General features: G+C 74.0%; 23 protein-coding genes. 10 read left to right on the plus strand and 13 right to left on the minus strand.

What is annotated here, in order from left to right:
• Positions 1-50: 50 nt before the first annotated feature.
• The 4 genes from ABZK10_RS09645 to ABZK10_RS09660 all read right to left on the minus strand — a co-directional run bounded on the left by ABZK10_RS09645 (position 51) and on the right by ABZK10_RS09660 (position 4,497).
• The gene (locus ABZK10_RS09645) at positions 51-1,496 is read right to left on the minus strand and encodes an aldehyde dehydrogenase (NADP(+)) (RefSeq protein ID WP_353808975.1); all 1,446 of its coding nucleotides are present in this window, start codon (positions 1,494-1,496) and stop codon (positions 51-53) included.
• A 78-nt stretch (positions 1,497-1,574) separates the two neighbouring features.
• On the minus strand, positions 1,575-2,639 hold the full coding sequence (locus ABZK10_RS09650; RefSeq protein WP_353808976.1) for a mandelate racemase/muconate lactonizing enzyme family protein: 1,065 nt from the start codon (positions 2,637-2,639) through the stop codon (positions 1,575-1,577).
• Positions 2,636-3,562 (minus strand): 5-dehydro-4-deoxyglucarate dehydratase, encoded by a 927-nt coding sequence (locus tag ABZK10_RS09655; RefSeq protein WP_353808977.1) that lies wholly within the window; start codon positions 3,560-3,562, stop codon positions 2,636-2,638. The genes ABZK10_RS09650 and ABZK10_RS09655 overlap by 4 nt, the downstream gene beginning before the upstream one ends.
• Positions 3,559-4,497 (minus strand): NAD-dependent epimerase/dehydratase family protein, encoded by a 939-nt coding sequence (locus ABZK10_RS09660; RefSeq protein ID WP_353808978.1) that lies wholly within the window; start codon positions 4,495-4,497, stop codon positions 3,559-3,561. The genes ABZK10_RS09655 and ABZK10_RS09660 overlap by 4 nt, the downstream gene beginning before the upstream one ends.
• Positions 4,498-4,601: 104 nt before the next feature.
• On the opposite strand from ABZK10_RS09660, the gene ABZK10_RS09665 reads away from it, so the two are divergent.
• Positions 4,602-5,636, plus strand: a complete 1,035-nt coding sequence (locus ABZK10_RS09665) for a LacI family DNA-binding transcriptional regulator (protein ID WP_353808979.1) — start codon at positions 4,602-4,604, stop codon at positions 5,634-5,636.
• A complete protein-coding gene (locus ABZK10_RS09670; RefSeq protein ID WP_436408508.1) occupies positions 5,633-6,772 on the plus strand; it encodes a M24 family metallopeptidase in 1,140 nt (379 codons plus the stop codon). The genes ABZK10_RS09665 and ABZK10_RS09670 overlap by 4 nt, the downstream gene beginning before the upstream one ends.
• A 124-nt stretch (positions 6,773-6,896) precedes the next feature.
• Here the strand turns inward: ABZK10_RS09670 and ABZK10_RS09675 are convergent, their stop codons facing one another.
• From ABZK10_RS09675 to ABZK10_RS09715, 9 genes are all read right to left on the minus strand, one after another.
• Complete coding sequence (locus ABZK10_RS09675) at positions 6,897-8,321, minus strand: FAD-dependent oxidoreductase (protein WP_353808980.1); 1,425 nt, start codon at positions 8,319-8,321, stop codon at positions 6,897-6,899.
• Positions 8,322-8,489: 168 nt separating this feature from the next.
• Complete coding sequence (locus ABZK10_RS09680) at positions 8,490-9,374, minus strand: ABC transporter permease (RefSeq protein WP_353808981.1); 885 nt, start codon at positions 9,372-9,374, stop codon at positions 8,490-8,492.
• Positions 9,364-10,089 carry an ABC transporter ATP-binding protein gene (locus ABZK10_RS09685; RefSeq protein WP_353809648.1) on the minus strand — a complete coding sequence of 242 codons (726 nt, stop codon included), beginning with the start codon at positions 10,087-10,089 and terminating at the stop codon, positions 9,364-9,366. The genes ABZK10_RS09680 and ABZK10_RS09685 overlap by 11 nt, the downstream gene beginning before the upstream one ends.
• Before the next feature lie 119 nt (positions 10,090-10,208).
• A complete protein-coding gene (locus tag ABZK10_RS09690; protein WP_353808982.1) occupies positions 10,209-11,591 on the minus strand; it encodes a sulfate adenylyltransferase subunit 1 in 1,383 nt (460 codons plus the stop codon).
• Complete coding sequence (gene cysD / locus ABZK10_RS09695; protein WP_353808983.1) at positions 11,591-12,550, minus strand: sulfate adenylyltransferase subunit CysD; 960 nt, start codon at positions 12,548-12,550, stop codon at positions 11,591-11,593. Before cysD ends, ABZK10_RS09690 begins: the two co-directional genes overlap by 1 nt.
• Entirely contained in the window at positions 12,547-13,389 is an 843-nt protein-coding gene (locus ABZK10_RS09700) for a phosphoadenylyl-sulfate reductase (protein WP_353808984.1), read from the minus strand. Before ABZK10_RS09700 ends, cysD begins: the two co-directional genes overlap by 4 nt.
• A complete protein-coding gene (locus tag ABZK10_RS09705; protein ID WP_353808985.1) occupies positions 13,386-15,155 on the minus strand; it encodes a nitrite/sulfite reductase in 1,770 nt (589 codons plus the stop codon). The genes ABZK10_RS09700 and ABZK10_RS09705 overlap by 4 nt, the downstream gene beginning before the upstream one ends.
• Before the next feature lie 140 nt (positions 15,156-15,295).
• On the minus strand, positions 15,296-16,126 hold the full coding sequence (locus ABZK10_RS09710) for a sirohydrochlorin chelatase (RefSeq protein WP_353808986.1): 831 nt from the start codon (positions 16,124-16,126) through the stop codon (positions 15,296-15,298).
• Between the two features lie 220 nt (positions 16,127-16,346).
• Entirely contained in the window at positions 16,347-16,973 is a 627-nt protein-coding gene (locus tag ABZK10_RS09715; protein WP_353808987.1) for a hypothetical protein, read from the minus strand.
• Positions 16,974-17,253: 280 nt separating this feature from the next.
• On the opposite strand from ABZK10_RS09715, the gene ABZK10_RS09720 reads away from it, so the two are divergent.
• The 8 genes from ABZK10_RS09720 to ABZK10_RS09755 all read left to right on the plus strand — a co-directional run bounded on the left by ABZK10_RS09720 (position 17,254) and on the right by ABZK10_RS09755 (position 25,348).
• Positions 17,254-18,177: a DUF6807 domain-containing protein gene (locus ABZK10_RS09720; protein WP_353808988.1), complete on the plus strand. Its 924-nt coding sequence runs from the start codon at positions 17,254-17,256 to the stop codon at positions 18,175-18,177.
• Positions 18,174-18,959 carry a cupin domain-containing protein gene (locus ABZK10_RS09725; RefSeq protein ID WP_353808989.1) on the plus strand — a complete coding sequence of 262 codons (786 nt, stop codon included), beginning with the start codon at positions 18,174-18,176 and terminating at the stop codon, positions 18,957-18,959. Before ABZK10_RS09720 ends, ABZK10_RS09725 begins: the two co-directional genes overlap by 4 nt.
• On the plus strand, positions 18,956-20,047 hold the full coding sequence (locus ABZK10_RS09730; RefSeq protein WP_353808990.1) for a Gfo/Idh/MocA family protein: 1,092 nt from the start codon (positions 18,956-18,958) through the stop codon (positions 20,045-20,047). Before ABZK10_RS09725 ends, ABZK10_RS09730 begins: the two co-directional genes overlap by 4 nt.
• On the plus strand, positions 20,044-21,090 hold the full coding sequence (locus ABZK10_RS09735) for a family 43 glycosylhydrolase (protein ID WP_353808991.1): 1,047 nt from the start codon (positions 20,044-20,046) through the stop codon (positions 21,088-21,090). Before ABZK10_RS09730 ends, ABZK10_RS09735 begins: the two co-directional genes overlap by 4 nt.
• Positions 21,091-21,375: 285 nt before the next feature.
• Positions 21,376-22,674 carry an ABC transporter substrate-binding protein gene (locus ABZK10_RS09740; protein WP_353808992.1) on the plus strand — a complete coding sequence of 433 codons (1,299 nt, stop codon included), beginning with the start codon at positions 21,376-21,378 and terminating at the stop codon, positions 22,672-22,674.
• Positions 22,675-22,863: 189 nt separating this feature from the next.
• A complete protein-coding gene (locus ABZK10_RS09745; RefSeq protein WP_353809649.1) occupies positions 22,864-23,778 on the plus strand; it encodes a carbohydrate ABC transporter permease in 915 nt (304 codons plus the stop codon).
• The gene (locus ABZK10_RS09750; protein ID WP_353808993.1) at positions 23,775-24,686 is read left to right on the plus strand and encodes a carbohydrate ABC transporter permease; all 912 of its coding nucleotides are present in this window, start codon (positions 23,775-23,777) and stop codon (positions 24,684-24,686) included. Before ABZK10_RS09745 ends, ABZK10_RS09750 begins: the two co-directional genes overlap by 4 nt.
• A gap of 2 nt (positions 24,687-24,688) precedes the next feature.
• The gene (locus tag ABZK10_RS09755; protein ID WP_353808994.1) at positions 24,689-25,348 is read left to right on the plus strand and encodes a hypothetical protein; all 660 of its coding nucleotides are present in this window, start codon (positions 24,689-24,691) and stop codon (positions 25,346-25,348) included.
• Positions 25,349-25,411: the final 63 nt, after the last annotated feature.

Consider the following 25,411-nt stretch of genomic DNA (forward strand, 5'->3'; position numbering starts at 1 on the left):
CACGAGGCGTGGAGCCTACCCCTCACGAGGCTTCGGCGCACGTCGCCCGCTCACCCGAGCGTCAGCACCCCGTCGACGCGCCGCGGGATGCCGAGCGGGTTGGCGTCGCGCAGGGCGGGCGGCAGCGCGGCATCCGGCGCCGACTGGTAGGCGACCGGCCGCAGGAAGCGGCGCACCGCCGTCGCGCCCACCGAGGTGTGGATCGACGTCGTCGACGGCCAGGGCCCGCCGTGCTGCTGCGACCAGTTGACGGCGACGCCCGTGGGCCAGCCGGCGAAGAGCACGCGGCCGGCGATGTCGGCCAGCACGTCGACGATCGCGGAGACGTCCTCGTCGGGCTCCGCGTGCACGGTCGCGGTGAGGCTGCCCCCGACGGCGCGGATGGCCGCGAGCGCCTCGTCGACGACGTCGTAGCCGACGACCAGCGTGGTCGGGCCGAAGCACTCGGCGAGGAGCCCCTCGGGGTCGGCGAGGACCGCCGCGGCGGTGGTCTCGAGCACGACCGCGCTGCCGGTGCCCGTCGCCTGCTCGGGCGAGCCCGCGACCACGGTGACCCCGTCGCGTGCGGCGAGGTCGCCGAGTCCCGACGCGAACGCGCCGGCGATCGAGTCGGTGAGCATCGGCACCGGCGCCGCCTCGCCCACGGCCGCCGCGACGCGGGCGGCGAAGTCCGACCCGCGGGGCACGAACACGACGCCGGGCTTGGTGCAGAACTGGCCCGCGCCGAGCGTGAAGGAGCCGGCGAGGCCGGTGGCCAGCTCGTCGGCGCGCGCGAAGAGCGCGGCCTGCGTGACGAGCACCGGGTTGATCGCGCTCAGCTCGCCGTAGAACGGGATCGGGTCGGGGCGGCCGGCGGCGAGGTCGAACAGCGCGCGCCCGCCGTGCAGCGAGCCGGTGAAGCCCACCGCGCGGATCGCCGGCTCCTGCACGAGGGCGACGCCCGCAGCGCGGCCCTCGACGAGCGCGAACACGCCGTCGGGCGCACCCGCGGCGCGGAGCGCCGAGCCGACGAGCTCGGCCGTGCGTCGCGAGAGCCGCGGGTGCGCCGAGTGCCCCTTCACGATCACGGGGCAGCCGACCGCGAGCGCCGAGGCGGTGTCGCCGCCCGCGACCGAGAACGCGAACGGGAAGTTCGACGCACTGAACACCGCGACGGGCCCGAGCGGGCGCAGCAGGCGGCGCAGGTCGGGCGTCGGCGGCACCGCGTCGGGGTTCGCGTGGTCGATGATCGCCTCGAGGTACGAGCCCTCCTCCACGACGGCCGCGAACATGCGCAGCTGGCCGGTCGTGCGGGCGACCTCGCCGGTCAGGCGGGGCACCCCGAGGTGCGACTCCTCGTCGGCGATCGCGACGAGCTCCTCGACGTGCGCGTCGAGCGCGTCGGCGGCCGCGCGCAGCCAGGCGGCGCGGTCGGCCGCGGGGGCGTCGGCGGTGCGGGCGAAGGCCGCCTGGGCGGCATCCGTCACCTGGCGCAGCTGGTCGGGCGTGGTCTCCATGTCGGTCCTCCGGTGGTGCGGGTCGGGGCGGTGGTGCGATGGGTGCGTCGGAGCGGGCGGATGCGGCGGGGCGGCGGACTACGCGAAGCGCAGCCCGAGCCCGGGCACGGGGTCGAACGAGAGCCGCGCGCCGTCGACGCTGACGGGCGCGGGGCCTGAGAGCGCGCCGAGGGCGGAGAACGTGGCGTCCTCCACGTCCTCGACGAGCGTCGGTCGGGGGAGGGTCAGTGCGAGCTGACCGGAGAGCTCGAACAGCAGGTGCGGCGCCACCTGCACGCCGTAGCCGTCGGCGAGTGCGACGATCTCGCGGAACGGCGTGATGCCGCCGACGCGCACGATGTTCGGCTGGGCGACGTCGACCAGCCCTGCGTCGAGGAACTCGGCGAAGCGGTAGCGGGTGTGCACGTTCTCGCCGAGCGCGATCGGCACGTCGGTGCGGCGGCGCAGCTCCGCGTGGGCGGGCAGGTCGTCGGCGCGCAGCGGCTCCTCGATCCACGCCGGGGCGAAGGGAGTGAACGCCTCGAGGGCTGCGGTCGCCCGGTCGAGGTTCCAGCGCTGGTTGGCGTCGATCATGAGGCGGCGGTCGGGCCCGAGCACCTCGCGCAACGCGGCGAGGCGCTCGACGTCGCGCGCGAGGTCGGGGCTGCCGACCTTCACCTTGACGGCGTCGTAGCCGGCCGCGACCCAGCGCTCGGCCTGGGCGACGAGCTCGGCGAGCGGGTAGTGCAGGTTCACGCCGCTGCCGTAGACCTCGGCGGTCTCCTGCGTGCGGCCGACGAGGTCGACCACGCTCGTGCCGGCGCGCCGCCCCGCGAGGTCCCAGAGGGCGAGGTCGAGGCCCGCCATGGCGATCGTCGTGATGCCCCCGCCGCCGGCCTCGTGCAGGTGGCGCCAGAGCGCGGGCCACAGCTCCGCAGCATCCGTCGGCCTGCCGACCGCGAACGCCGTGATCTCCTGGTCGAGCAGCGCCTGCACGGATGCCGCGCCGATCGTCGGCGTCCACGAGAAGCCGTAGCCGGTGGCGCCGTCGGAGTCGGTGACGACCGTCTCGATGACGCCGAGCTCGGTGACGTCGGGCCCCCACGGGCGCGTCAGCGGCACCCGGATGAGCCGGGTGGCGAGCGACGCGATCGTGACGCTCATGCCGAGGCGAGCTCCGCGACGAGTGCGCGGCCGCGGTCGAGGATGGCGGAGAGGCGCGCCTCCTGCTCGGGCGTCGGGTCGACGAGCGGCGGGCGCACCGAGCCGACCGCGAGCCCCTGCAACCGCAGGCCGGCCTTGATGAGCGAGACGCCGAAGCCGGGGGTCTCGTCGCGCAGGTTCACGAGCGGCACGTAGAACTCCCGCAGCAGGTGGAGGCGGGTCGCCTCGTCGCCGTCGGTGTACGCGCGGTAGTGCAGGGCGGCGAGCTCGGGGATCATCGCGAACGCGGCCGACGAGTACAGGGGCACGCCGATGCCGCGGAACGCCCCCTGGCTGAGCTCGGCCGTGAGCAGCCCGTTGAAGAAGTGCAGCTCGCGGCCCGACTCGCCCGCGGCGAGCACGATCTCCTGGGTGAGGCCGATGTCGCCCGTGCCGTCCTTGAAGCCCGCGATCTTCGGGTTGGCCGCGAGTCGGCGCATCGCATCGGGTGTGAAGCGCGCAGTGGCGCGGTGGTAGACGATGACCGGCAGCGGGCTCGCGGCGGCGACCTGCTCGACCCACGCGACGAGTCCGTCGGTCGTGCCGCCGACCAGGTAGGGCGGCAGCAGCAGGATGCCGTCGGCCCCCGCATCCGCCGCATTGCGCGCCTGCTCGATCGCCTGGCCGAGCGCGCCGCCCGCCCCGGCGATCACGGGCACGCGACCGTCGACGACCTCCACGGTGCGGCGTACGACCGCGTCGACCTCGCCGGTCGAGAGGGCATGGAACTCGCCCGTGCCGCACGCGGGGAACACGCCGCCCGGGCCGTGCTCGAGCCGCGAGCCGACATGGTCGGCGAGCACGTCGAGGTCGGGGGTGCCGTCGGCGCCGAACGGGGTGACGGGGAAGAAGAGGACGCCGTCGAAGGCGAGGGGCGAGGTCACGGTGCTCCTGTGGTCGTGGGGGTGGCGGATGCCTCGGTCGTGCCGGGCACGGGGGCCGCGAGCTCGTCGCGCCAGCGGCGCGTCGGCTTCCAGCCGAGCAGCGACGCGGCCTTCGCGACCGAGAAGACGGGGGAGTCGCCGGTGAGCGCGTCGCCGGCCTCGCCGAGGGCGGGCAGGTACTCCCGCCAGAGCTCGGCGACGGGGCGCGTGGCCATGGCGTCGGCCGCGCCGACGAAGAACGTCTCGCCCTGCGGGAGCTCGGGCGCCGCCTGCAGCCAGGTGTCGACGAATCCGGCGGCGTCGCGGGCGTCGACGTAGTTGAAGAGGCTGACCGCGGCGAGGGCGGGGTCGGCGAGGCGCTCGGCGACCGTATGGCCCTGCTGGGTGGGCGCGCCCTGCCACTCCTCGGGGGAGATGACGTAGCAGGGGCGGAACGCGCCGAAGACCGGTCCGTCGGCGCCGGCCGCGCGGCCGAACATCGCGACCTCCTGCTCGATGACGAGTTTCGAGAGCGCGTAGGCGTTCCACGGCGACACCGGGTGTGCCTCGTCGAGCGGTGCGTACCGCGCGCGCCACGACGGAATGCCGTAGCCCATGATCGTCGGGCTCGACGCGACGAGCACCCGTGTGGCGCCGTGCGCCGCGGCCGACGCGAGCACGCCGTAGCCGAGCGTGGTGTTCGTGACGAGGATCTCGCGCTCGGGTGCGCTGAACGGCACCGCGATGCCGGCGAGGTGCACGAGTGCGTCGGGGCGGACCGCGGCGAACAGCGCGTCGGTCGCGGCCTGGTCGGCGAGGTCGACGACGTGCTGCGACGCCGCGGGGCCGGGCGTCGGCACGCGGTCGGCGCCGATCACCTCGTGGCCCGCTTCGGCGAGGCCGTGCACGACGCTGCGACCCAGGCGTCCGGCGGATCCGGTCACGACGACACGCATTGCACTCCTTGGTGAGAAATCGTTTTCTCGCGAAAGTCTAGGAGATTCCGCGGATCTCGACAACTCGATGGCTATGATTGGGTAAACGATTTCTGGGAGGCGCCATGGCGGAGCGGCAGCGACCGGTCACGATCGTCGACGTCGCCCGGCACGCCGGCGTCTCCCAGGCCTCGGTCTCGCGCGTGCTGAACGGCAAGCCCAACGTCGACCCCGCCATCGCGGACGCGGTGCGCGTCGCGGTCGCCGAGCTGGGGTACGAGCCGAGCCTCGCGGCGCGCAGCCTCGTGCAGGGTCGCAACCACACGGTCGCCATGGTCGTGCCCGACCTCGCGAACCCCCTGTTCCAGGGCATCCTCAAGGGCCTGACCCTCGCCGCCGACGCCGACGGGTACCGCGTACTCGTCGCCGACACCGACGAGCGCGCCGAGGCGGAGGAGGCCGTCGCCCTCGAGGCGCGGCGTCGCTGCGACGCGATCGTGCTCTGCGCGCCGCGCATGCCCGAGTCGCGGCTGCGGCAGCTCGTCGCACGGCTGGCACCGGTCGTCGTCGTCAACCGGCCCCTCGACGCGGCCGGCGTGCCGTGGGTCGGCGTCGACTACGCCCGCGGCATCCACGACCTCGTCGACCACCTCGTGGCGCTCGGCCACCGTCGCATCGTCTACCTCGCCGGGCCCGCGTCGAGCGTGTCGAACGGCGAACGCGAACGCGGCCTGGCCGCCGCCCGCGAGACGCACCCCGGCCTCGTCACCACCGTCGTCGGCTGCGGCTCGCGCCTCGACGACGGTGCGGCGGCGGCCGAGGCGGTGCTCGCCGAGCGTGATGCCGGTGCGACCGCGGTGCTCGGGTACAACGACCTCGTGGCGCTCGGCCTCCTGCACCGGCTCGCCGAGCTCGGCGTGGACGTGCCGGGCGAGCTCTCGATCGCGGGCTTCGACGACTCGCCCTTCGCCCGCTACTCGACGCCCCCGCTCACCACCATGTCGGTGCCGCGCGGTGAACTCGGCGCGCAGGTGTGGCAGCGCCTCGGCACGCTCATCGCCGGCGGCGTCTCGCCCCACACGCTGCTCTATCGACCGCGCCTCGAGGTGCGCGCGACGACCGGCCGGGTGCGCGTGGGCTCCGGGGCGGTGCGCGCATGAGCCCGGCGATCGGCCCCCAGGACGATCCGGCGCTCGCCGCCGGGCCGCCGGACGTCGCCGGCGCCCCCGCGGGTGCGGGCGACGCACCGGTGGCCGCCGACCGCGCCGTCAAGCGCCGCCGGCTGCTCGACCTGCTCGACGCGCGCGGGGCCGACCGACTGCTGCTCACCTCGGCGACCGCGCTGTCGTGGTACCTCGACGGCGCACGCGTGCACGTCTCCCTCGCGGGCGACCCGATCGCCGCGGTGCTCGTCGCGCGCGACGCCGACGAGTGGCTGGTCTTCGGCAACGAGGCCGAGCGGATGCTCGCCGAGGAACTGCCGCACGACCCCGACGCGTCGCTGCACCGCGTCGACTGGCACGAGCCGCTCGCGGCGACCGTGCCCGACGGCGTGCTGCGCGAGGGCGACGTCGCGGCCGAACTGCGCGCCGCGCGCGCGTCGCTGCTGCCGGGGGAGCTGGCACGCTACCGCGCGCTCTGCCGCGAGGTCGCCGAGGTGCTGACGGATGCCGCCGCGGGCGCCCACCCCGAGCAGTCCGAGCGCGACGTCGCCGCGGCGCTCGCCGCCGGCCTCGCCGCGCGGGGCATCGACCCCCTGGTGACCCTCGTCGCGGGGCGGTCGCGGCTGGCCCACCGGCATCCGCTGCCCACCGCCGCGCCGGTCGGCGACCGGGCCATGCTCGTCGTCTGCGGGCGCCGCCACGGGCTCATCGCCAACGCGACGCGCTGGGTGCGCTTCGGCGCCGCCCGCCCCGAGGAGGCCGACGCCGAGCAGCGCATCCTCGCCGTGGAGTCCGCGTTCCTCGACGCCACCGTGCCGGGCGCGACGCTCGGCGACGCGTTCGCCACGGGCATCGCCGCGTACGGCGCCAACGGCTTCGACCCCGACGAGTGGCGCACCCACCACCAGGGCGGCGCCGCCGGCTACGCGGGCCGCGACCCGCGCGCGGTGCCCGGCATCGCCGACGTCGTGCAGGCCGGGCAGGCGTTCGCCTGGAACCCGACCGCGCCTGGCGCGAAGGTCGAGGACACCGTGCTCGTCGGCGCGGACGGCATCGAACGCCTCACCCACGACCCGCGCTGGCCGACCGCGCAGGTCGCGGGTCGCATCCGCCCCATCGAGCTCCAGCGCTAGTCCGCCGCGGCCCCCCGCGCCGCCGAGAGTACGCAAACTGCGGATATCCGCGCAGCGTTTCCACCGTTCGCGTACCCGGTGGAGGCAGGGTGCGAGCGCCCCTCGAGTGGGGCGCCCGCACCGGTCAGCCGGCGACGAGCGCGTCCCGGCGCGACACCTCGACCTGCTCGTCGCGGGGCACGACCTTCACGCGCTCGCGCGCGACCGGGCCCGCGAACGCCTCGCCCAGTGCGCGCTCGTGCGCGTCGAGCGCGAGCCATCCGGCCCAGGTCGTGAAGCGGATGCCCCGTGCCTCGAGCAGCGCGAGCACCTCGTCGCCGTCCGCGGCGTCGACCGTCGGCGCCGCCCCGGGCGCCGCCAGCACGCCGGCCCGCGCGTCGGTGACGAGGTGCGTGATCGTCTCGAGCGCGTCGCCCTTCGTGTGGCCGATGAGGCCGACGGGGCCGCGCTTGATCCAGCCGGTCGCGTAGAGGCCGGGAACCGCGGAGCCCGTGGCATCCGTCACCCGCCCTTCGGAGTTCGAGATCACGCGCGCCGCATCGTCGAACGGCACGCCCGGCAGCGGCGAGCTCGCGTACCCGACCGCGCGGTACACGGCCTGCACGGGCACGTCGACGAACTCGCCGGTGCCCGCGACCGAGCCGTCGCCCACGGGGCGGGTGCGCTCGAACCGCACGCCCTCGACGGCGTCGTCGCCGAGCACTTCGACCGGTGCGTGGAAGAAGTGCAGGTGCAGTCGGCGCGACGCGGTCGGCGCGTCGCCCGCGGCCCGGCGCCAGCCGTGCAGGGTGCGGGTCATGACCTTGACCTGGTTGTTCGTGGCGACGAGCTGCGCCGCGTGCGGGTCGCCCTCGGCGCGGTCGAAGTCGTCGTCGTACACCACGATGTCGACGTCGGGCACGTGCCCGAGCTCGCGCAGCTCGATCGGCGTGAACTTCACCTGCGACGGTCCGCGGCGGCCGAACACGTGCACGTCGGTCACGGGCGAGGCGAGCAGCCCGGCGTGCACGTTCGCGGGGATGTCGGTCGTGAGCAGGTCGGCCGGATGCTTCGCCAGCACGCGCGCCACGTCGAGCGCCACGTTGCCGTTGCCGATCACCGCGATCTGCTCCGCCTCGAGCGGCCAGTCGCGCGGCACGTCGGGGTGCCCGTCGTACCAGGCGACGAGGTCGGCCGCGCCGTACGAGCCGGGCAGGTCGATGCCCGGAATGTCGAGCGGGGCGTCGCGCAGCGCGCCGGTCGCGAAGACGACGGCGTCGTAGCGCTCGCGCAGCTCGTCGACCGTGACGTCGCGGCCCACCTCGACGTTGCCGATGAGGCGGATCGTGCCCTCGTCGAGCATCTCGTGCAGCGAGTGCACGATGCCCTTGATGCGCGGGTGGTCGGGTGCGACGCCGTAGCGGATGAGGCCGTACGGCGCGGGCAGCGACTCGAACAGGTCGATCGCGACCTCGCCGCCGGCGTCGTCGACCTGGCGGCGGAGGATGTTGCCCGCGTAGATGCCGGCGGGGCCGGCGCCGACGATCGCGACGCGGAGGGAGAGGGTCATCGTGGGGTGGCCTTTCGGTGGCGTGGGAGGGTCAGGGGTTCGGTCGGGGGTCCGCCCGTGCTCGGGGCGGGGGCTCGGTGGTTCGGTGGTTCGCGGGGGCGGGCGCGGGCGACGGATGCCGCGCCGGCGGCGTCGAGCGGGTCCGCTCGCGCCGCTCGTGGCGGGCGTTCACGACGCCCCGCCCGGGGCCAGCCCGCGGCCGCGCAGCACGCGACGCTCGACGGGCGAGAGCAGGGCGAGTTCGACGGCGATGCCGATCGCGAGGATCACGAGGATGGCGCCGAGCACGCCCGCGAGGTCGGTGGCCTCGCGGCTGCCCTGGAGCAGCGCCCCGACGCCGGTGCCGAGCGAGCCGCCGACGGCGATGATCTCGGCGGCGAGCACCCCGCGCCACGAGAACGCCCAGCCCTGGCGGAGGCCGGCGAGGTAGCCGGGCAGTGCGGCCGGGAAGACGATGTCGACCGCCTGCCGCACGCGCCCGGCGCCGAGCACGCGGCCCACGCGGCGCAGCTGCGGCGGCACCTGGTCGACGCCCGAGACCAGGCCGAGCGCGATCGACGGCACGCCGCCCATCAGCACGACGAAGGTGACGAGCGCGTCGCTCAGTCCGAACCACAGGGTCGCCGCGGGCACCCACGCGACCGACGGCAGCACCATGAGGCCCGAGACGACGGGCCCGACCGCGCGTCGGATCGGGCGCACCTCGGCGAGCAGCAGTCCGAGCAGGGTGCCGACGACGATCGCGAGCGCGAAGCCCACGGCAGCGCGGCTGAGGCTCGTGGCGACTGCCGCGGGCAGCACGCCCGACGCCCAGGCGGCGCCGACGGCGCCCGCCACGGCGGCGGGTGCGGGCAGCACGGCGGGCGTTGGATGCAGCAGCACGACCGCCGCCTGCCAGGCGACGAGCAGCAGGGCGACGAACACGACCGGCGGCAGCGCCGACGCGGTGAACCGGCCGAGCGCGCTCGACGTGGCGGGCGCGCTCGTCTGCAGCCGGTCGAGTCCGGCCTCCAGGCGCCGATGGTCGTCGACCGTGGGGGTCTCACGCGGCATTGCGGCGGATCTCCCTGCGGAGGTGGTCGGTGATCTCGGCCGCGATCGCGCCGACCTCGGGCGACTCGATGCGCCGTCCCTCGGTGCGCCCGATGCGCCACTCGCGCTCGACGCGGCCCGGTCGGCTGCCGAGCAGCACGACCCGCTGGCCGAGCCGCGCCGCCTCGCGCACGTTGTGCGTGACGAAGACGATCGTGCGCCCGGTGGCGCGCCAGACCCGCTCGAGCTCGTCGTGCAGCACGTCTCGGGTGATCGCGTCGAGCGCCGCGAACGGCTCGTCCATGAGCAGCACGGGGCGGTCCTGCGCGAGCGCGCGGGCGAGCGCGACGCGCTGTCGCATGCCGCCCGACAGCTCGTGCGGCCGACGGTCGGCGGCGTCGGCGAGGTGCACCACGTCGAGCAGGTCGAGCGCGCGCCGGCGTCGCTCGGCACGGGCGACGCCACGCAGCTTCAGCGCGAGCTCCACGTTGCGGCGCGCGCTCAGCCACGGCAGCAGCGCGGACTCCTGGAACATCGCCGCCGCGCCGCCCGCAGGGGTCGAGACGGTGCCGACGGACGGAGCGTCGAGGCCCGCCAGCAGTCCGAGCAGGGTCGACTTGCCGCATCCGGATGCCCCCAGCAGGCAGACGAACTCGCCCTGCGCGACCTCGAGCGAGACGTCGTCGAGCACCAGCGGGCCGCGCCCGTAGCGCTGCGAGACGTGCTCGACGCGGATCGCGACCGGAGCCGGGCCGGCCTGCCGTGCGGGCGCGCCCTCGTCGAAGCTCGGCGTCAGCCGCACGGCCGCCGCGCCGCCGGGCGGCGACTGGGCCTGCGTCTCGGGGGTGCCCACGGTCAGTCCCGCACGGTGCCCGCGGCGAGGGTCGCGCCGTCGGCCGGGTGGATGACGAGGAACGACCCGCCGGCGCGGTGCCGGGAGTACGGCTCGACCGGCAGCGGCGCCGCGAGCACCAGCCGGGCGCGGCCGATGTCGTTCTGGGCCAGCGCCTCGGCCGGCTCGTGGGCCAGGGTCTCGAGGTCGCGTCGGGAGCGGACCTCGGCGACGATCGCCTGCACCGTCGTGGTGCCGTGCTTGACGAGCACCCGTGCTCCGGTCGCGAGCGTGCGCGGGTCGAGCTGGAACAGGTCGGCGTCGAGCTCGCGGCGCGGTTCGGGCAGGGTGCCGGCCACCGCGAGCAGCGTGCCGCGGGCGAGGTCGACGTCGTCGGCCAGGCGCAGCGCCACCGACTGCGGCGCGGTTGCCGCGCCGACGGGCGCACCCGCCGACTCGATGCCGGTGACGGTCGTCTCGATGCCCGACGGGAAGACCGCGACCCGGTCGCCGACGCGCACGGTGCCCGACGCGATGCGTCCGGCCGCCGCCCGGTAGTCGCGGTAGCGCTCGGCGGTCTCCGGGTCGTCGGCGAGGTCGGGCGCGAGCCCGCCCTGCGGGCGCAGCACGAGCTGCACGGGCAGGCGGAACGGCTCGGCCTCGGCCGCGAGCTCCTCGCGCGGCGGCAGCGACTCGAGCAGTTCGAGCAGCGCCGGGCCGTCGTACCACGGCGTGCGAGCCGAGCGCTCGACCACGTTGTCGCCCTCGAGCGCCGACACCGGCAGTACGTCGACGGCGGCGACGCCGAGCTCGGCCGCGACCCCCCGCACGTCGTCGGCGACGCGGGTGAACGCGCCCTCGTCGTAGCCGAGCAGGTCGATCTTGTTCACCGCGACGATCACGTGCGGCACGCGCAGCAGCGCCACGACCGCGAGGTGCCGCCGGGTCTGCTCGAGCACGCCCGAGCGTCCGTCGACGAGCACCACGACCGCGTCGGCCGTGGTCGCGCCCGTGACCATGTTGCGCGTGTACTGCACGTGGCCGGGGCAGTCGGCGAGGATGAAGCTGCGCTGCCCGGTCGAGAAGTACCGGTAGGCGACGTCGATCGTGATGCCCTGCTCGCGCTCCGCGCGCAGCCCGTCGGTGAGCAGCGCGAAGTCGAAGCCCGTGCCCTGGCCGAAGCCGCGCTCGCGCGAGGTGCGGGCGACCTGCGCGAACTGGTCGGCGAGGATCGCCTTCGAGTCGTGCAGCAGCCGCCCGACGAGGGTCGACTTGCCGTCGTCCACGCTGCCCGCGGTCGCGAAGCGGAAGAGCGTGGTCGTGCCGGCGCCCGGTGCGGCGGCCGCGGCGCTCGCCGGGGCATCCGTCGCGCTCGCGGGTGCGAGCACCGTCGTGGCATCCGTCATCAGAAGTACCCCTCCTTCTTGCGGTCCTCCATGGCCGCCTCCGAGAGGCGGTCGTCGGCGCGGGTCGCGCCGCGTTCGGTGATGGTCGACGCGGCCACCTCGCGCACGATGGCGGCGAGATCGGATGCATCCGACGCGACCGCGCCCGTGCAGCTCAGGTCGCCCACCGTGCGGTACCGCACCGTGCGGCGCTCGACCTGCTCGCCCGCACGGGGCGCCGACACGTCGCTCACCGCGAGCCACATGCCGTCGCGCGCATAGACGTCGCGCTCGTGCGCGAAGTACAGCGGCGGCAGCGCGATGCGCTCGCGCTCGATGTAGCGCCAGACGTCGAGCTCGGTCCAGTTCGAGATGGGGAACGCGCGCACGTGCTGGCCCACCGTGTGGCGCCCGTTGTAGAGGCTCCAGAGCTCGGGGCGCTGGTTGCGCGGGTCCCATTGGCCGAACTCGTCGCGCAGCGAGATGATGCGCTCCTTGGCCCTCGCCTTGTCCTCGTCGCGCCGGGCACCGCCGAAGACCGCATCGTGGCGGCCCGCGGCGATCGCGTCGAGCAGTGGCAGCGTCTGCAACGGGTTGCGGGTGCCGCCGGCGCGCTCCTGGAGGCGGCCGTCGTCGAGGTAGTCCTGCACGGATGCCACCTCGAGGCGGATGCCGTGCCGCGCGGCGGTCTCGTCGCGGAAGCGCAGCACCTCGGGGAAGTTGTGGCCGGTGTCGACGTGCAGCAGCGGGAACGGCACCCGTCCGGGCCGGAACGCCTTCGCCGCCAGGTGCAGCACGACGACCGAGTCCTTGCCTCCCGAGAACAGCAGCACGGGTCGCTCGAACTCCGAGACGACCTCGCGGATCACGTGGATCGCCTCGGCCTCGAGCGCGTCGAGGGTGTCGAGCGCGGGCGCCGCAGGCGGGGCGTCCGCTCGGGTCTCGGCATCGGCCGGCCGGGCGGTGAGCGTCTCGGTCATAGGTGCAACCCGCATTCCGTCTTGGCGAGGCCGGCCCAGCGGCCCGACCTCGGGTCGTCGCCCGCGGCGACGGGCTTCGTGCACGGCTCGCACCCGATCGACGGGTAGCCGTGCGACATGAGGAGGTTCACGGGCACCGCGTGCGCGCCCGCGTAGTCGAGCAGGTCGTCGAAGCTCCACGCCGCGACGGGGTTCACCTTCACGAGCCCGTTGCGCTCGTCGAACGTGACGAGCGGGGTCTGCGCGCGGGTCGGCGACTCATCGCGGCGCACGCCCGTGAACCACACCTCGTAGCCCGCGAGCGCCCGCTGCAGCGGTGCCACCTTGCGGCGCGCGCAGCACAGGCCCGGGTCGCGTGCGAACAGCTCGGCGCCGAACTCGGCGTCCTGCTCGGCGACGGTCTGCTCGGGGAGCACGTCGACGACCCGCACGTCGAGCTGCCGGGCGACCTCGTCGCGCGTGACGCGGGTCTCGGCGAAGTGGTAGCCGGTGTCGAGGAAGAGCACGTCGACGCCCGGCAGGTGCTCGGCGACCAGGTGCGGCAGTGCGGCGTCGGCCATCGAGCAGGCGACGGCCGCGGCATCCGTCGCGAAGTGCCGGGCGGCCCACGCGACGACCTCGGCGGGGGAGGCCTCGCGGTCGGTCAGGCTGCCGAGCGCGGCGTTCCCCGCCTCGGCGAGGGCGCGCAGGTCGTCGGGGGAGCGGCGGGCGGACGCCCCGGGCGCGAGGTCGGCCCAGGGGACATCCGCTGCTCGCGCCGGGGCGGTGGCGGATGCCGCGGGCGCGACGCCGGGCTCACGGGCATCCGTCGCCGTGCCGCCCAGGTTGCGCGCGCTCATCGCAGCGACTCCTGGTCGGCCCGGTGCGCCCACTGGGCGAACGTCTCGTCGGCTGCCGCGTCGCGCTCGTCGAGGAACCGCGTGACGACCCGCTCGACGTAGTCGGCGATGCCGTCGGCGGCGACCTTGAGGCCGCGCACGGTGCGGCCGAGTCCGGCCTCGTCGCGATCGCGCGACGCCAGCCCGCCGCCGAGGTGCACCTGGTAGCCCGGCACCTGCTCGCCGTCGATGGTGACGAGCTGGCCCTTCAACCCGATGTCCGCCGTCTGGATGCGCGCGCAGGAGTTGGGGCAGCCGTTCACGTGCAGGCTGATCGGGTGCGGCAGGTCGAACGCGTCGAGCCGCTCCTCGAGCGCGAGCACGGCCGCGGTCGCGTTGCCCTTGGTCTCGACGATCGCGAGCTTGCAGTACTCGATGCCGGTGCAGGCGATGGTACCGCGGCGGATCAGGCTCGGCCGGGCCTGCAGCCCGAGCGCGTCGAGGCCGGCGATGAGCGACTCGACCCGCTCCTCGGGGATGTCGAGGATCACGACCTTCTGGTGCGGCGTGGTGCGCAGGCGGCTCGACCCGTGCGCCTCGACGAGTTCGGCGAGCGCGGTGAGGGTCTCACCCGAGATGCGCCCGACGATCGGGGTCGCGCCGACGTAGTACCGGCCGTCGCGCTGGCGGTGCACGCCGACGTGGTCGCCGGTCGTCGACGGGGTCGGCGCGGCCGGCCCGTCGGGCAGCGGGGCGCCGAGGTACTCGGTCTCGAGCACCTCGCGGAACCTCGCCGCACCCCAGTCGGCGAGCAGGAACTTCAGCCGCGCCTTGTTGCGCAGGCGCCGGTAGCCGTAGTCGCGGAAGATCTGCGCGACCCCGTGCCACGCATCGGCGACCTGCGCGGGCGCGACGAAGACGCCGAGTCGCTCCGCGAGCCGGGGCGCGGTCGAGAGACCGCCGCCCACCCAGAGGTCGTACCCGATGCCCAGCTCGGGGTGCTCGACCGCGACGAACGCGACGTCGTTGATCTCGTGCACGATGTCCTGGCTCGGGTGGCCCGTGATGGCCGACTTGAACTTGCGCGGCAGGTTCGCGAGCGACTCGTCGCCGATGAAGCGGCTCGTGATCTCGTCGATCTGCGGGGTCGGGTCGATCAGCTCGTCGGCGGCGATGCCCGCGACCGGAGAGCCGAGCACGACACGCGGCACGTCGCCGCACGCCTCCGTGGTGCCGAGGCCCACCGCCTCGAGGCGCCGCCAGATCTCGGGCACGTCCTCCACGCGGATCCAGTGCAGCTGCACGTTCTGCCGGTCGGTGAGGTCGGCGCTGCCCCGCGCGAACTCGGTCGAGATGCCGCCGATGACCCGCAGCTGCTCCGTCGTCAGCTGCCCGCCGTCGATGCGGACCCGCAGCATGAAGTACTCGTCCTCGAGCTCGTGCGGCTCGAGCGTCGCCGTCTTGCCGCCGTCGATGCCGGGCTTGCGCTGCGTGTACAGCCCCCACCAGCGGAAGCGGCCGTGCAGGTCGGTCGGGTCGATCGACGCGAAGCCGCCCTGCGCGTAGGTCGTCTCGATGCGCTCGCGCACGGCGAGGCCCCCGTCGACCTGCTTCCACTCCTCGTTGGCGTTCAGCGGCGCGGTGCCGTCGACCTTCCACTGCCCGTGCGGGCGCGATGCCGGGCGCGGCGGGCGGGCCGGTCGATCACCCGCCGGCGTCCGGTCGCCGGGCGCGGGACGCGCCTCGCGCGGCGTGCGCCCCGCGGCATCCGTCGTCTCGATCGTCACGTTCACCCCTCCTGCCTGCGACCCCCGTCCGGGGGTGCGGTCCCGACGGTACGTAAGGTCGAGCGGATGCCGGTAGGGCGCCGTGTCACGCCGGGTCATGCGGGGTCACGCAACGCGTAACACACACGTCGCGGAGCGCGTCACGCGAGGGCGGCGGCGCCCGCGGCGTAGCGATCGAGCACGATCGCGACGAGCTCCGGCGGCGCGGGTTCGTCGTGGCGCAGCAGCGGCGCGGCCATGACGTCGGGCCCGCCGGCGGCGGCGAGGTCCTGGAAGTACCCGGGTGCGAGCAGGTAGCTCGCGACGGCGACCCGGCCCCCGGGGCGGGCCGCGTCGCGCGCCGCCCGCACCGCGTCGTCCAGCCGCGGCTCCGCCGCCGACAGGAACCCGATCGACACCGGGTGCGGTTCCAGACCCGTCGACTTCCTGCGCTTCCGCACGCGGAAGCGCAGTCTCCTGACGGGTCTCGGGGGTTCGGGCGCGGGAGCGGGGGAGGCCTGGGCGAGGCGGGCGGACATCACGCGGCACGCGTCGACCGCGCGGGCGTCGCTCGAGCCGGCGGCGGCGAGCACGACCGCGTCGTCGCCGCGGGCGCCCGCGGCCGCCAGGCGCCGTCGCAGCACGGGAACGAGCCGGTCGTCGGGCCCGAGCGCGTCGGCGACGGCGACGGGGCGGCCGTCGGCCCGGGACTCGGCGGCGGCCTCCGCGAGGTCGACGTGCACGTGGTACCCGGCCGAGAGCAGCAGTGGCACGAGCACGGCGGATGCACCGTCGGGCAGCGTCGCGAGCGCCGACGGCACGTCGGGCTGCTCGACGTCGACGTGGCAGAGACGCGCCTCAGGGGCATCCGCTCCCCATCGTTCGCGGGATGCCGCGACGACCGCGTCGAACAGCGCCCGCACCGCGGCGCGCCCCTCGGGCGACGACGTGCCGTGCGACACGGCGACGAGCGCGGGCGGACGTGGACTCACGCGCCCATGCTCGCACCACCGCCCGCGCCGCGGTCCAGATGTCTCGCCGCGTGACGCGCCCGCACCGCGCCGCCCCGACCGACCGAGTACGCAATGCGCGGAAACGCACGCGCGGTTTCCGCACGTTGCGTACTCGGTCGTGCGGCACGGGCGCCACCGAGTACGCGAAGTGCGGGTATAGGGGCGGGATTTCCGCAGTTCGCGTACTCGGAGCGTCCGCTCAGTCGTCGGAACGCAGGTCGACCGCCGCCGCGCCGAGCTCCACGCACTCGGCGAGGTCGCCCTCGAAGAACCAGATCGCGTATTCGTCGGCAGGACGGACCACGCGCGAGGCGCCGCTCGTCTCGACGCGCACGGCGACGGGGTTCCACCCCTGCGATCCGCACTCGACCATCTCGGCGCCGCCGTCGTAGCTCACGAGGGCGGTGAAGACCTGCGAGGTGCCGGCGGGAACGACGAGCCCGCCGAGGATCTCGAAGTGCGCGTCGAAGGCGTCGGGGGCCCGCGAGGACTGCTCCGGCCCGTTCGGGGAGACGTGCTCGACCCGCAGGCCGAGCACGTTGCCGCTCCCCATTCCGCTGAGCGAGATCTCGCGCACGGTCACGTCGGTCCAGCCGCCGTTGACCACGTGCACGCGCAACTCGCAGGTCATGCCCGGCGTGAGCTCGGCCATCGGCTGGAGGAACTCCGAGTTCCACGGGTCGGACGTCAGGTGCACCGCGCTGCCCTCGCAGCGCAGCGGCTCGGCGTCGGTGACGACCCGCACCCCGGCGAGGGCGCTCGCGCCGAGGCCGGCCCAGATCGCCCATGCCGCGAGTGCGGCGACGGCCAGGGTGCCGATGATCACGCCGGCGATGGTGCGGCCGCGGCCGCTGCCAGTGCCAGGGGCGGTGCGACCGCCGGGGCCGCCGCGACTGTCGCGTGGGGCGTCCGGCTCATCGCCCGATTCGGCGTCGCGCCCGGCCGGTTGCGCGCCCGCTTCGGGGGCGCCGATCATGGTCATGCGGTCATCATGGCAGTGCGGCGAACGCTCGACGGGCATTGCGCACAACGCGCGGGCGTGTACGCTGGATAACGCTTTCCCAACGGCGCGGACACGCGCGGATCGACACGAACCGAGGAGCCCGATGCCCGACCTCCGCATCGACCAGGCCGACGACCGCCTCACCATCGCCGACGGCGACGTCAACCTCGCCGAGTACGTCTTCCGCCCCGCGCACCCCACCTACGAGTCGCCCCGCCCGTACCTCAGCCCGATCCGCACCCGCGCCGGTCGCACGGTCTCGCTCTACCGCCCGCACGACCACGTCTGGCACAAGGGCATCGCATGGTCACTCCCGGTCGTCGGCGACGAGAACTTCTGGGGCGGCCCGACGTTCGTGCGCGGCGAGGGGTACGTGCAGCTGCCCAACAACGGCAGCCAGCTGCACCGGGGCTTCGAGCGAACGGATGCCTCCGGCGCCGGCCCGCGCGTCGTCGAGCGCCTGAGCTGGGTGACCGAGGCCGGCGAGGCGATCTTCGACGAGGAGCGCACGCTCGCGGCATCCGTCATCGCCGACGACGCCTGGCTCCTCGGCTTCGCGACCCGCATGACCAACCGCGCCGACCGGTCGATCCCGATCGGCTCGCCCACGACCCGCGGGCGCGAGAACGCCGGCTACGGCGGGCTCTTCTGGCGCGGGCCGCGCTCGTTCACCGGCGGCGACGTGCTCGCGCCCGGCGTGGTCGGCGGCGACGAGCTGCGCGGCACGCGCGCGCCGTGGATGGGGTTCTCCGGCCGCCACGACGAGGTCGACGGCGCCTCGACCGTGGTCATGGTCGACGACCCGGCGAACCTGCAGCATCCGCCGCAGTGGTTCGCGCGGAGCGCGGAGTTCGCCTGCCTGTGCCCGGCGCCCTTCTTCAGCGAGGAGCACGAGATCGCTCCGGGCGCGGCGATGTCGCTCCGCTACGGGGTCGTGATCGCCGACAGCGCGTCCGATCCCGAGCGGGCGGCGTCGCTCGCCGCAGCGGCGGGCGCACGGCTCGACGACCTGCTGGGGGAGCGATGACGACGGATGCTCCCGCGGGGGGCGACGCCCGCCCCCGCCCCGACTTCCCCGGCGGCACGTCGGTCTCCGAGCTCGACGTGTACGACGGGGTCGCGCCCGACGGGCTCGCGGGCGGCACGCCGCACCTGCACGCCGTCTCCACCGAGGCGTACGTCGTCGTCGCGGGCGAGGGTGCCGTGCAGACGATCGACGCGTCCGGCTTCCGCGAGACGATGCTCGCGCCCGGTTCCGTCGTCTGGTTCTCGCCGGGCGTGATCCACCGAGCGATCAATCGCGGGGGGCTGTCGGTTCGCGTGATCATGCAGAACGCGGGCCTGCCGGAGGCGGGCGACGCCGTGATGACCTTCCCCGACGAGGTGCTCGCCGACCCGTCCCGCTACGCCGAGGTCGCGGCGCTTCCGGGAGCGGATGCCCCCGAGGCCGACCGGATCGCCGCCGCGATGCGCCGCCGGGACCTCGCCGTCGCCGGATTCGCCGCGTTGCGCAGGACCGACGGCGGGGTCGACGCCGACGCACTCGCGCGCCTGTACGAACGGGCGGGTGAGCTGGTCGCACCGCGCGTGCCGGCCTGGCGGGCGCTCTGGGAGGCATCCGTCGCCCGCATCGCCGCGGCCAGCGAGGCGCAGTTCGACGCCCTCGCGGTCGGGTACGCCGACCATCTCGCCGACGGCCGCGTCGCGACCGTGCCGACGACGCCCGCGTTCGGCATGTGCGGCCGGCTCCGCCGCTTCGAGCCCGCCGAACTCGTCGACCTGACCGACCTCGAAGGGAACCACGCATGACCACGCTGCTCCGCGCCGCCATCGTCGGCACCGGCGCCATCGCCCACGCCCACGCGGAGGCGCTCCGCGCGCTCGGCGTGCCCATCGTCGGCGTCGCCGACCACGTGCGCGAGGCGGCCGACGCGTTCGCCGAGCGGTTCGGCGCCGAGGCCGTGTACGACGACCTGGCCGCCATGCTCGCCGGTGCGCGGCCCGACGTGCTGCACGTCTGCACCCCGCCCGGCGTGCATGCCGAGCAGGCGATCGCCGCGCTCGACGCGGGCGTGCACGTGGTGTGCGAGAAGCCGGCAGCGCTCTCGCTCGCGCAGCTCGACGAGATGACCGCCGCCGCCGACCGCAACGACCGGCGCCTCGTCGTGGTCTTCCAGCAGCGCACGGGCACGGCCGCCGCCCACGTGCAGTCGTTGCTCGCCTCGGGCGTGTTCGGCCGCCCGCTCGTCGCGACCTGCCAGACGCTCTGGTACCGCGACCCCGCGTACTTCGCCGTGCCGTGGCGCGGGAAGTGGGCGACCGAGGGCGGCGGTCCGACGCTCGGGCACGGCATCCACCAGATCGACCTGCTCGCCTGGCTGCTCGGCGACTGGACGAGCGTGCGCGGCGACCTGTGGCGCCTCGACCGCGAGACGCAGACCGAGGACGTCTCGACCGCGACGATCGGCTTCGCCAACGGGGCCGTCGCGCAGGTGATCACGAGCGCGGTCTCGCCGCGGGAGACGAGCTCGATCCGCATCGACACCGAGCGGGCGACCATCACGGTCGACCACCTCTACGGCCACGGGCACGAGCACTGGCGCATCACGCCCGCGCCCGGCGTCGACGAGGCCGAGGTCGCCGCTTGGGCGCTCCCCGACCTGGAGGAGGCGAGCGATCACCTGCCGTTCCTGCGCGACGCGTACGCGTCGTTCGCGCCGGGCGCCGCGCCGGCGGCGACGCTCGCCGCGCCCGCGCGCTCGTTCGAGCTCGTCACCGCGATCTACTCGTCGGCCGCGCACGACGGGGCGCGGGTCACGCCCGCGACCCTGAGGGAGGATGCCGCGCGGCTCGCGAGCCTCGAGAGCCACGTGACCGAACGCCGACCGGGACCGTGAGCGTGGGGCCGGGCGAGGCGACGGGCGGGACGCGGGGCGCCGGGCGCGGCGGGAGCGCGTCGTCGGCGTCGGCGGCCGGTCCGGCATCCGCACCGGGCGTGTTCCCGGGCGAGCCGCTGTCGTACCACGACCCGGTCACGGGCGGCCCGACCGATCCGGCGGTGATCCGCCACGAGGCATCCGGCCAGTGGTGGATGTTCACCACCCAACGGCGCCCGTGCGCCGACGAGCCCGGCGTCGCCTGGGTGCACGGCAGCCGCATCGCGGTCGCGCACTCCGACGACGGGGTGCACTGGGCGTACGTCGGCACGCTCGACGGGCTCGACGCGCCGGGCGATCCGGCGGGCCCGAACACGCATTGGGCGCCCGAGGTGATCTTCGACGGAGAGCGCTATCGCATGTACCTCACGGTCATCGCGGGCGTGCCCGATCGGTGGGAGGGGCATCCGCGGCGCATCCGCGAGTACCGCAGCGACGACCTGCGGCACTGGACGGCGGTCGGCGACCTCGCGCTCTCGAGCGACCGGGTGATCGACGCCGCGGTCGCGCGGTGCCCCGACGGCCGCTGGCGGCTCTGGTACAAGGACGAGGCCGACGACTCGACCACGTGGGCGGCCGTCAGCGACGACCTCGGCACGTGGCGCGTCGAGGGCCGGGCGATCGGCGGTCGACCGCACGAGGGCCCGAATGTCTTCGCGCTCGGCGGCTCGTGGTGGATGCTCGTGGACGAGTGGCGCGGCATGGGCGTGTACCGGTCGGACGACGCGGTGGACTGGGAACGGCAGGGTGGACTCGACGCGGTGATCCTGGCCGAGCCCGGGCCGCACCCGGAGGACCGCACCGTCGGCCGGCACGGCGACGTCGTCGTCGACGGCGACCGCGCGCTGCTCTACTACTTCACGCATCCGTGGTGGGACGGCGGCGAGGTGGCGGCTGCGGATGCCCCTGCGGCGCGCCTCAGCACGGTGCACGCCGCGACGCTCACCGTGGTCGACGGGCGGCTGGAGTGCACCCGCGGCCCGGTGCATCCGCTCATCGGCTGAAGACGGGATGGGCGATTGAGGGCGGGCTCTTCGGCCGAGGGCGGAATCTTCGGCTGAGGGCGAAGATTCGTGCCTCAGCCGAGGAATAGGGCCTCGAACGGCCCGGCCGCGCCTCGCGCGACGCTCACGGCTCGGCAACGAAACCGTGAGCGTTCCCAATTCGCGGTTGACCGTTTGAATCGTCTCAGCTACCGTAGGGGAAACGCTTTCCCACAAGCGTTCCGACCGGACCGAACCGGTCGGATCAGGCACCAGGCAGACAGAGACGTTTCCGGGAGGACAACGATGTTCAGCATTCGCAAGCGCCGCGGGGTGTTGGCCGCAGCGGCCATGACCGCCGCAGCCGGCCTCGCACTGACGGGCTGCTCCAGCGACGACGGCGCAGGGGAGTTCGACCCGAACGAGGAGGTCACCCTCGACTTCGCGTTCTGGGGCAACGACGTGCGCGCCGACCTCTACGACCAGGTCCTCACGGCGTTCGAGGAGGAGTACCCGAACATCACGGTGAACTCCACCTTCCTCGGCTTCCCCGAGTTCTGGGAGAAGCGCCAGACCGAGGCGGCCGGAGGCGGCCTGCCCGACGTGATGCAGTTCGACTACTCGTACCTGCGCCAGTATTCCGAGAACGGGCTGCTGCTCGACCTCGACCCGTACCTGGGCGACCTCATCGAGACCGAGCCGCTGAGCGACAACATCCTCTCGATCGGCGTGGTCGGCGGCACCACCTACGGCATCCCGACCTCGACCAACGCCTGGGGCATGTACACCAACCCCGTGCTGCTCGAGCAGGCCGGCGTCGACGAGTTCGCCGGCGGCTCGTGGGCGGACTACAACGACTGGATGGCCGAGGTGACGGATGCCTCGGGCGGCGCCGTCTACGGCGGCACCGACTGGACCGGTCGCATCCAGAACTTCGAGGTGCAGCTGCGCTCCGAAGGCTCCTACGTCTTCAGCGACGAGGGCGAGCCCGGGTTCGACGAGGCCCGCCTCGCCGAGTTCTGGGAGTCGGGTGCGGACATCCGGGACAGCGGCGCCGTCATCAGCCAGCAGGAGCTCGAGGAGATCTACCCGGTCTCGGGCTTCGACTCGGCGAAGACCGCGAGCGAGTTGACCTGGGACAACTTCGGTGCCGGCTACCTCGGCAACCTCGGCGAGGACTACACCGAGCTCGGCCTCATCGCTCCGCCGGTGACGGTCGAGGGTGCGCAGGACCTGTACCTGAAGCCCTCCATGCTGCACACGATCGCGGCGAACACCGAGCACCCCGAGGCATCCGCGACGCTGGTGAACTTCCTCATCAACTCGCCGCAGTCGGGTGAGATCTTCGGCACCAACCGCGGCCTCCCGGCCTCGACCACGGCCCTCGAGGCGGCGCAGCTCGACGACCTGAGCCAGCAGATCGCCGACTACGAGGCGTCCATCGCCGACCGCCTCGGCGACGCCCCGCCCGTGCCGATCGTCGGTTACGGCACCCTCGAGGAGAAGTTCCGCCAGATCGGCACCGAGCTCGGCTTCGGCACGCTCACCGTCGACGAGGCCGTGAGCCAGTTCTTCGCCGAGATGGACGTCGTCCTGAACCAGTAGCCGGTGCACTCCCGGGGCCGCGATCAGGCACGCGGCCCCGGGAGCCCCGCCCCGCGGACAGGCCCGCGGAACGGGGTACCCTCGCCACATCCAGTACCGGGAGACATCGTGAGCAACACCACCACACGCGCCGTGATCACGGCGGAGGCCGAGGAGCTCGGCGCCGCCGCGCCGCGGCGGACGCAGAAGATCCCGCATTCTCCGGGCCGCCGCAGGGCGCGGCGCCGCGAGGCGTTCGCCGGGTACGGGTTCCTCGCGCCGTGGCTGGTCGGCTTCTTCGGGCTGACCATCGGCCCGATGATCTACTCGCTGTACCTGTCGTTCACCCGGTACAACCTCTTCCAGGACCCGCGCTGGATCGGCTTCGACAACTACGTGCGCATGTTCACCGAGGACCCGGTGTACGTGCAGTCGGTGACGATCACGCTCGTCTACGTGCTCGTGGGCACCCCGATCAAGCTCGCTGCCGCGCTCGGCATCGCGATGCTGCTGAACTACCGCGATCGCGGCGCCGGGTTCTTCCGGTCGTCGTTCTACGCTCCGTCGCTGATCGGCGCGTCGGTGTCGGTCGCCATCGTGTGGCGCGCCATGTTCTCCACCGACGGTCCCGTCGACAACGGACTGAGCTTCCTCGGCATCGACATCGGCGGCTGGGTCGGCAACGTCTCGCTCGTCGTGCCGATGATGATCCTGCTCGCGGTCTGGCAGTTCGGTGCACCGATGGTGATCTTCCTCGCCGGCCTCAAGCAGGTGCCGCGCGAGCTCTACGAGGCGGCCGAGGTCGATGGCGCGGGCCCGTTCCGCAAGTTCGGGTCGGTGACGATGCCGATGCTCTCGCCGGTGATCTTCTTCAACCTGCTGCTCGAGCTGATCGCCGCGTTCCAGGTCTTCGCGTCGGCGTACATCATCTCGAACGGGTCGGGCGGCCCGGCCGGCATGACCAACTTCTACACTCTGTACCTCTACAAGCGCGGCTTCGCCGACCTCCAGATGGGCTACGCCTCGGCGATGGCCTGGGTGCTGGTGATCGCGGTGGCGATCATCGCCGCCATCCTGTTCCGCACCTCCAGGGGCTGGGTCCACTACACGGGAGACAACCGATGAGCACCGCGACCGACGTCCCCAAGGTCGAGTTCGGCGAGGCCGCGACCGAGCCCCAGCCGCGCCGGCGCATCAAGCGCAAGACCGTCAACACCCTGATCTGGTTCGTCGTGCTGGCGATCCTGACGATCATCGTGCTCTACCCGATGGTGTGGCTGTTCGTCTCCACGTTCAAGCCGAACGCCGAGTTCGGGCAGAACCAGGCGCTGCTGCCCGAGAACCCGACCGTCGACAACTACGTCAAGGTGCTCGAGGGCATCGCCGGGGTGCCGCTCTGGCGGTTCTTCGCGAACAGCCTGTTCATCGCGGTCATGGCCACGATCGGCACGCTGCTGTCGTCGTCGATGGCCGCGTACGCGTTCGCCCGGGTGAACTTCCGCGGCGTCGGCATCTTCTTCGCGGCGATGATCGGCACGCTGCTGCTGCCGTTCCACGTCGTGATCATCCCGCAGTACATCCTGTTCAACAACCTCGACATGATCGACACGTACTGGCCGCTGATCCTGCCGAGGTTCCTCGCGACCGAGGCGTTCTTCGTCTTCCTCATGGTGCAGTTCATCCGCGGCATCCCGCGCGACATGGACGAAGCCGCGCGCATCGACGGGGCGGGGCACATCCGCACCTTCGTGTCGATCACGATCCCGCTGATCCGGCCCGCCCTGATCACCTCGGCGATCTTCTCGTTCATCTGGACCTGGAACGACTTCCTCGCGCCGCTGCTGTACGTGTCGAGCCCGGAGAAGTACCCGCTGCCGATCGCGCTGCGCCTGTACAACGACCAGACCTCGACCAGCGACTACGGCGCCACCGTCGCGGTCTCGTTCCTCGCGCTGATCCCGATCCTGCTGTTCTTCCTCGTGTTCCAGCGGTTCCTCGTCTCGGGCGTGGCCACCCAGGGGCTGAAGGGCTGAGCATGGACCGGAGAAGCGCACGCGCGGCACGGCGGGACGACCTCTCGGGGGCCGGCCCGACGCTCGGCGACCGTCCCATCGCGCGCTTCCCGGGCGCCACCGGCGCGTTCGGGCTGCTCGGCGAGGTGCTGCTCGTGGGCGTGCTCGTCGCGGTCGCGTCCCTGCCGCTCGTGACCCTCCCTGCGGCGTTCGCGGCGGGCGTCGGCCACCTCCGCCGCTACCTGAACGCCGAGGACTCGCGCATCGCCGGGTTCTGGCGCGACCTGCGCGACTCCCTCCGCGGCGGCGTCGTGGTGGGCCTCGTCGCGGCCCTCGTCGCGGCGCTGCTCGTCTCCGACCTCGCGCTGGTCGCCACCGGCGCCCTGCCGGGCGGCGACCTCATCGGCGTCGTCGGCTGGATCGGCCTCGTCGCGCTCGCCCTCGTGCTCTGCATCGCCGCCGGCGAATGGACGCGCAGCGGCGGCTGGCGCGCCGCGGTCCGCGCGGTGCCCGGCTACGTGCGCACCGACGTGCGCGGCGCGCTCTACCTCGTCTGCGCGGTCGGATTCGTCGGCGTGATGGCGTGGACCCTGGTGCCGCTGGTCGTGCCCGCGCTCGGCTGCGCGGTGCTCGCCATCGTCGCAGTGCCGGAGCGCCCGCGGCGCGACGACGACGACCAGTAGGCCCGGCTCCCGCACGATCGGCCCGCCGGCGCACGACCGCGCCATCATCCCTTCCAGCACCCG

This window comes from Agromyces sp. SYSU T00194, from assembly GCF_040496035.1.
GTDB classification, from domain to species: domain Bacteria; phylum Actinomycetota; class Actinomycetes; order Actinomycetales; family Microbacteriaceae; genus Agromyces; species Agromyces chitinivorans.

Coding starts and splice junctions, on each gene's coding strand:
- cysD (WP_353808983.1), bottom strand. CDS start 12,550: ATGACCGAGACGCTCACCGCCCGGCCGGCCGATGCCGAGACCCGAGCG.
- ABZK10_RS09755 (WP_353808994.1), top strand. CDS start 24,689: ATGGACCGGAGAAGCGCACGCGCGGCACGGCGGGACGACCTCTCGGGG.
- ABZK10_RS09665 (WP_353808979.1), top strand. CDS start 4,602: ATGGCGGAGCGGCAGCGACCGGTCACGATCGTCGACGTCGCCCGGCAC.
- ABZK10_RS09650 (WP_353808976.1), bottom strand. CDS start 2,639: ATGAGCGTCACGATCGCGTCGCTCGCCACCCGGCTCATCCGGGTGCCG.
- ABZK10_RS09690 (WP_353808982.1), bottom strand. CDS start 11,591: ATGACGGATGCCACGACGGTGCTCGCACCCGCGAGCGCGACGGATGCC.
- ABZK10_RS09700 (WP_353808984.1), bottom strand. CDS start 13,389: ATGAGCGCGCGCAACCTGGGCGGCACGGCGACGGATGCCCGTGAGCCC.
- ABZK10_RS09720 (WP_353808988.1), top strand. CDS start 17,254: ATGCCCGACCTCCGCATCGACCAGGCCGACGACCGCCTCACCATCGCC.
- ABZK10_RS09660 (WP_353808978.1), bottom strand. CDS start 4,497: ATGCGTGTCGTCGTGACCGGATCCGCCGGACGCCTGGGTCGCAGCGTC.
- ABZK10_RS09675 (WP_353808980.1), bottom strand. CDS start 8,321: ATGACCCTCTCCCTCCGCGTCGCGATCGTCGGCGCCGGCCCCGCCGGC.
- ABZK10_RS09730 (WP_353808990.1), top strand. CDS start 18,956: ATGACCACGCTGCTCCGCGCCGCCATCGTCGGCACCGGCGCCATCGCC.
- ABZK10_RS09670 (WP_436408508.1), top strand. CDS start 5,633: ATGAGCCCGGCGATCGGCCCCCAGGACGATCCGGCGCTCGCCGCCGGG.
- ABZK10_RS09725 (WP_353808989.1), top strand. CDS start 18,174: ATGACGACGGATGCTCCCGCGGGGGGCGACGCCCGCCCCCGCCCCGAC.
- ABZK10_RS09645 (WP_353808975.1), bottom strand. CDS start 1,496: ATGGAGACCACGCCCGACCAGCTGCGCCAGGTGACGGATGCCGCCCAG.
- ABZK10_RS09750 (WP_353808993.1), top strand. CDS start 23,775: ATGAGCACCGCGACCGACGTCCCCAAGGTCGAGTTCGGCGAGGCCGCG.
- ABZK10_RS09680 (WP_353808981.1), bottom strand. CDS start 9,374: ATGCCGCGTGAGACCCCCACGGTCGACGACCATCGGCGCCTGGAGGCC.
- ABZK10_RS09740 (WP_353808992.1), top strand. CDS start 21,376: ATGTTCAGCATTCGCAAGCGCCGCGGGGTGTTGGCCGCAGCGGCCATG.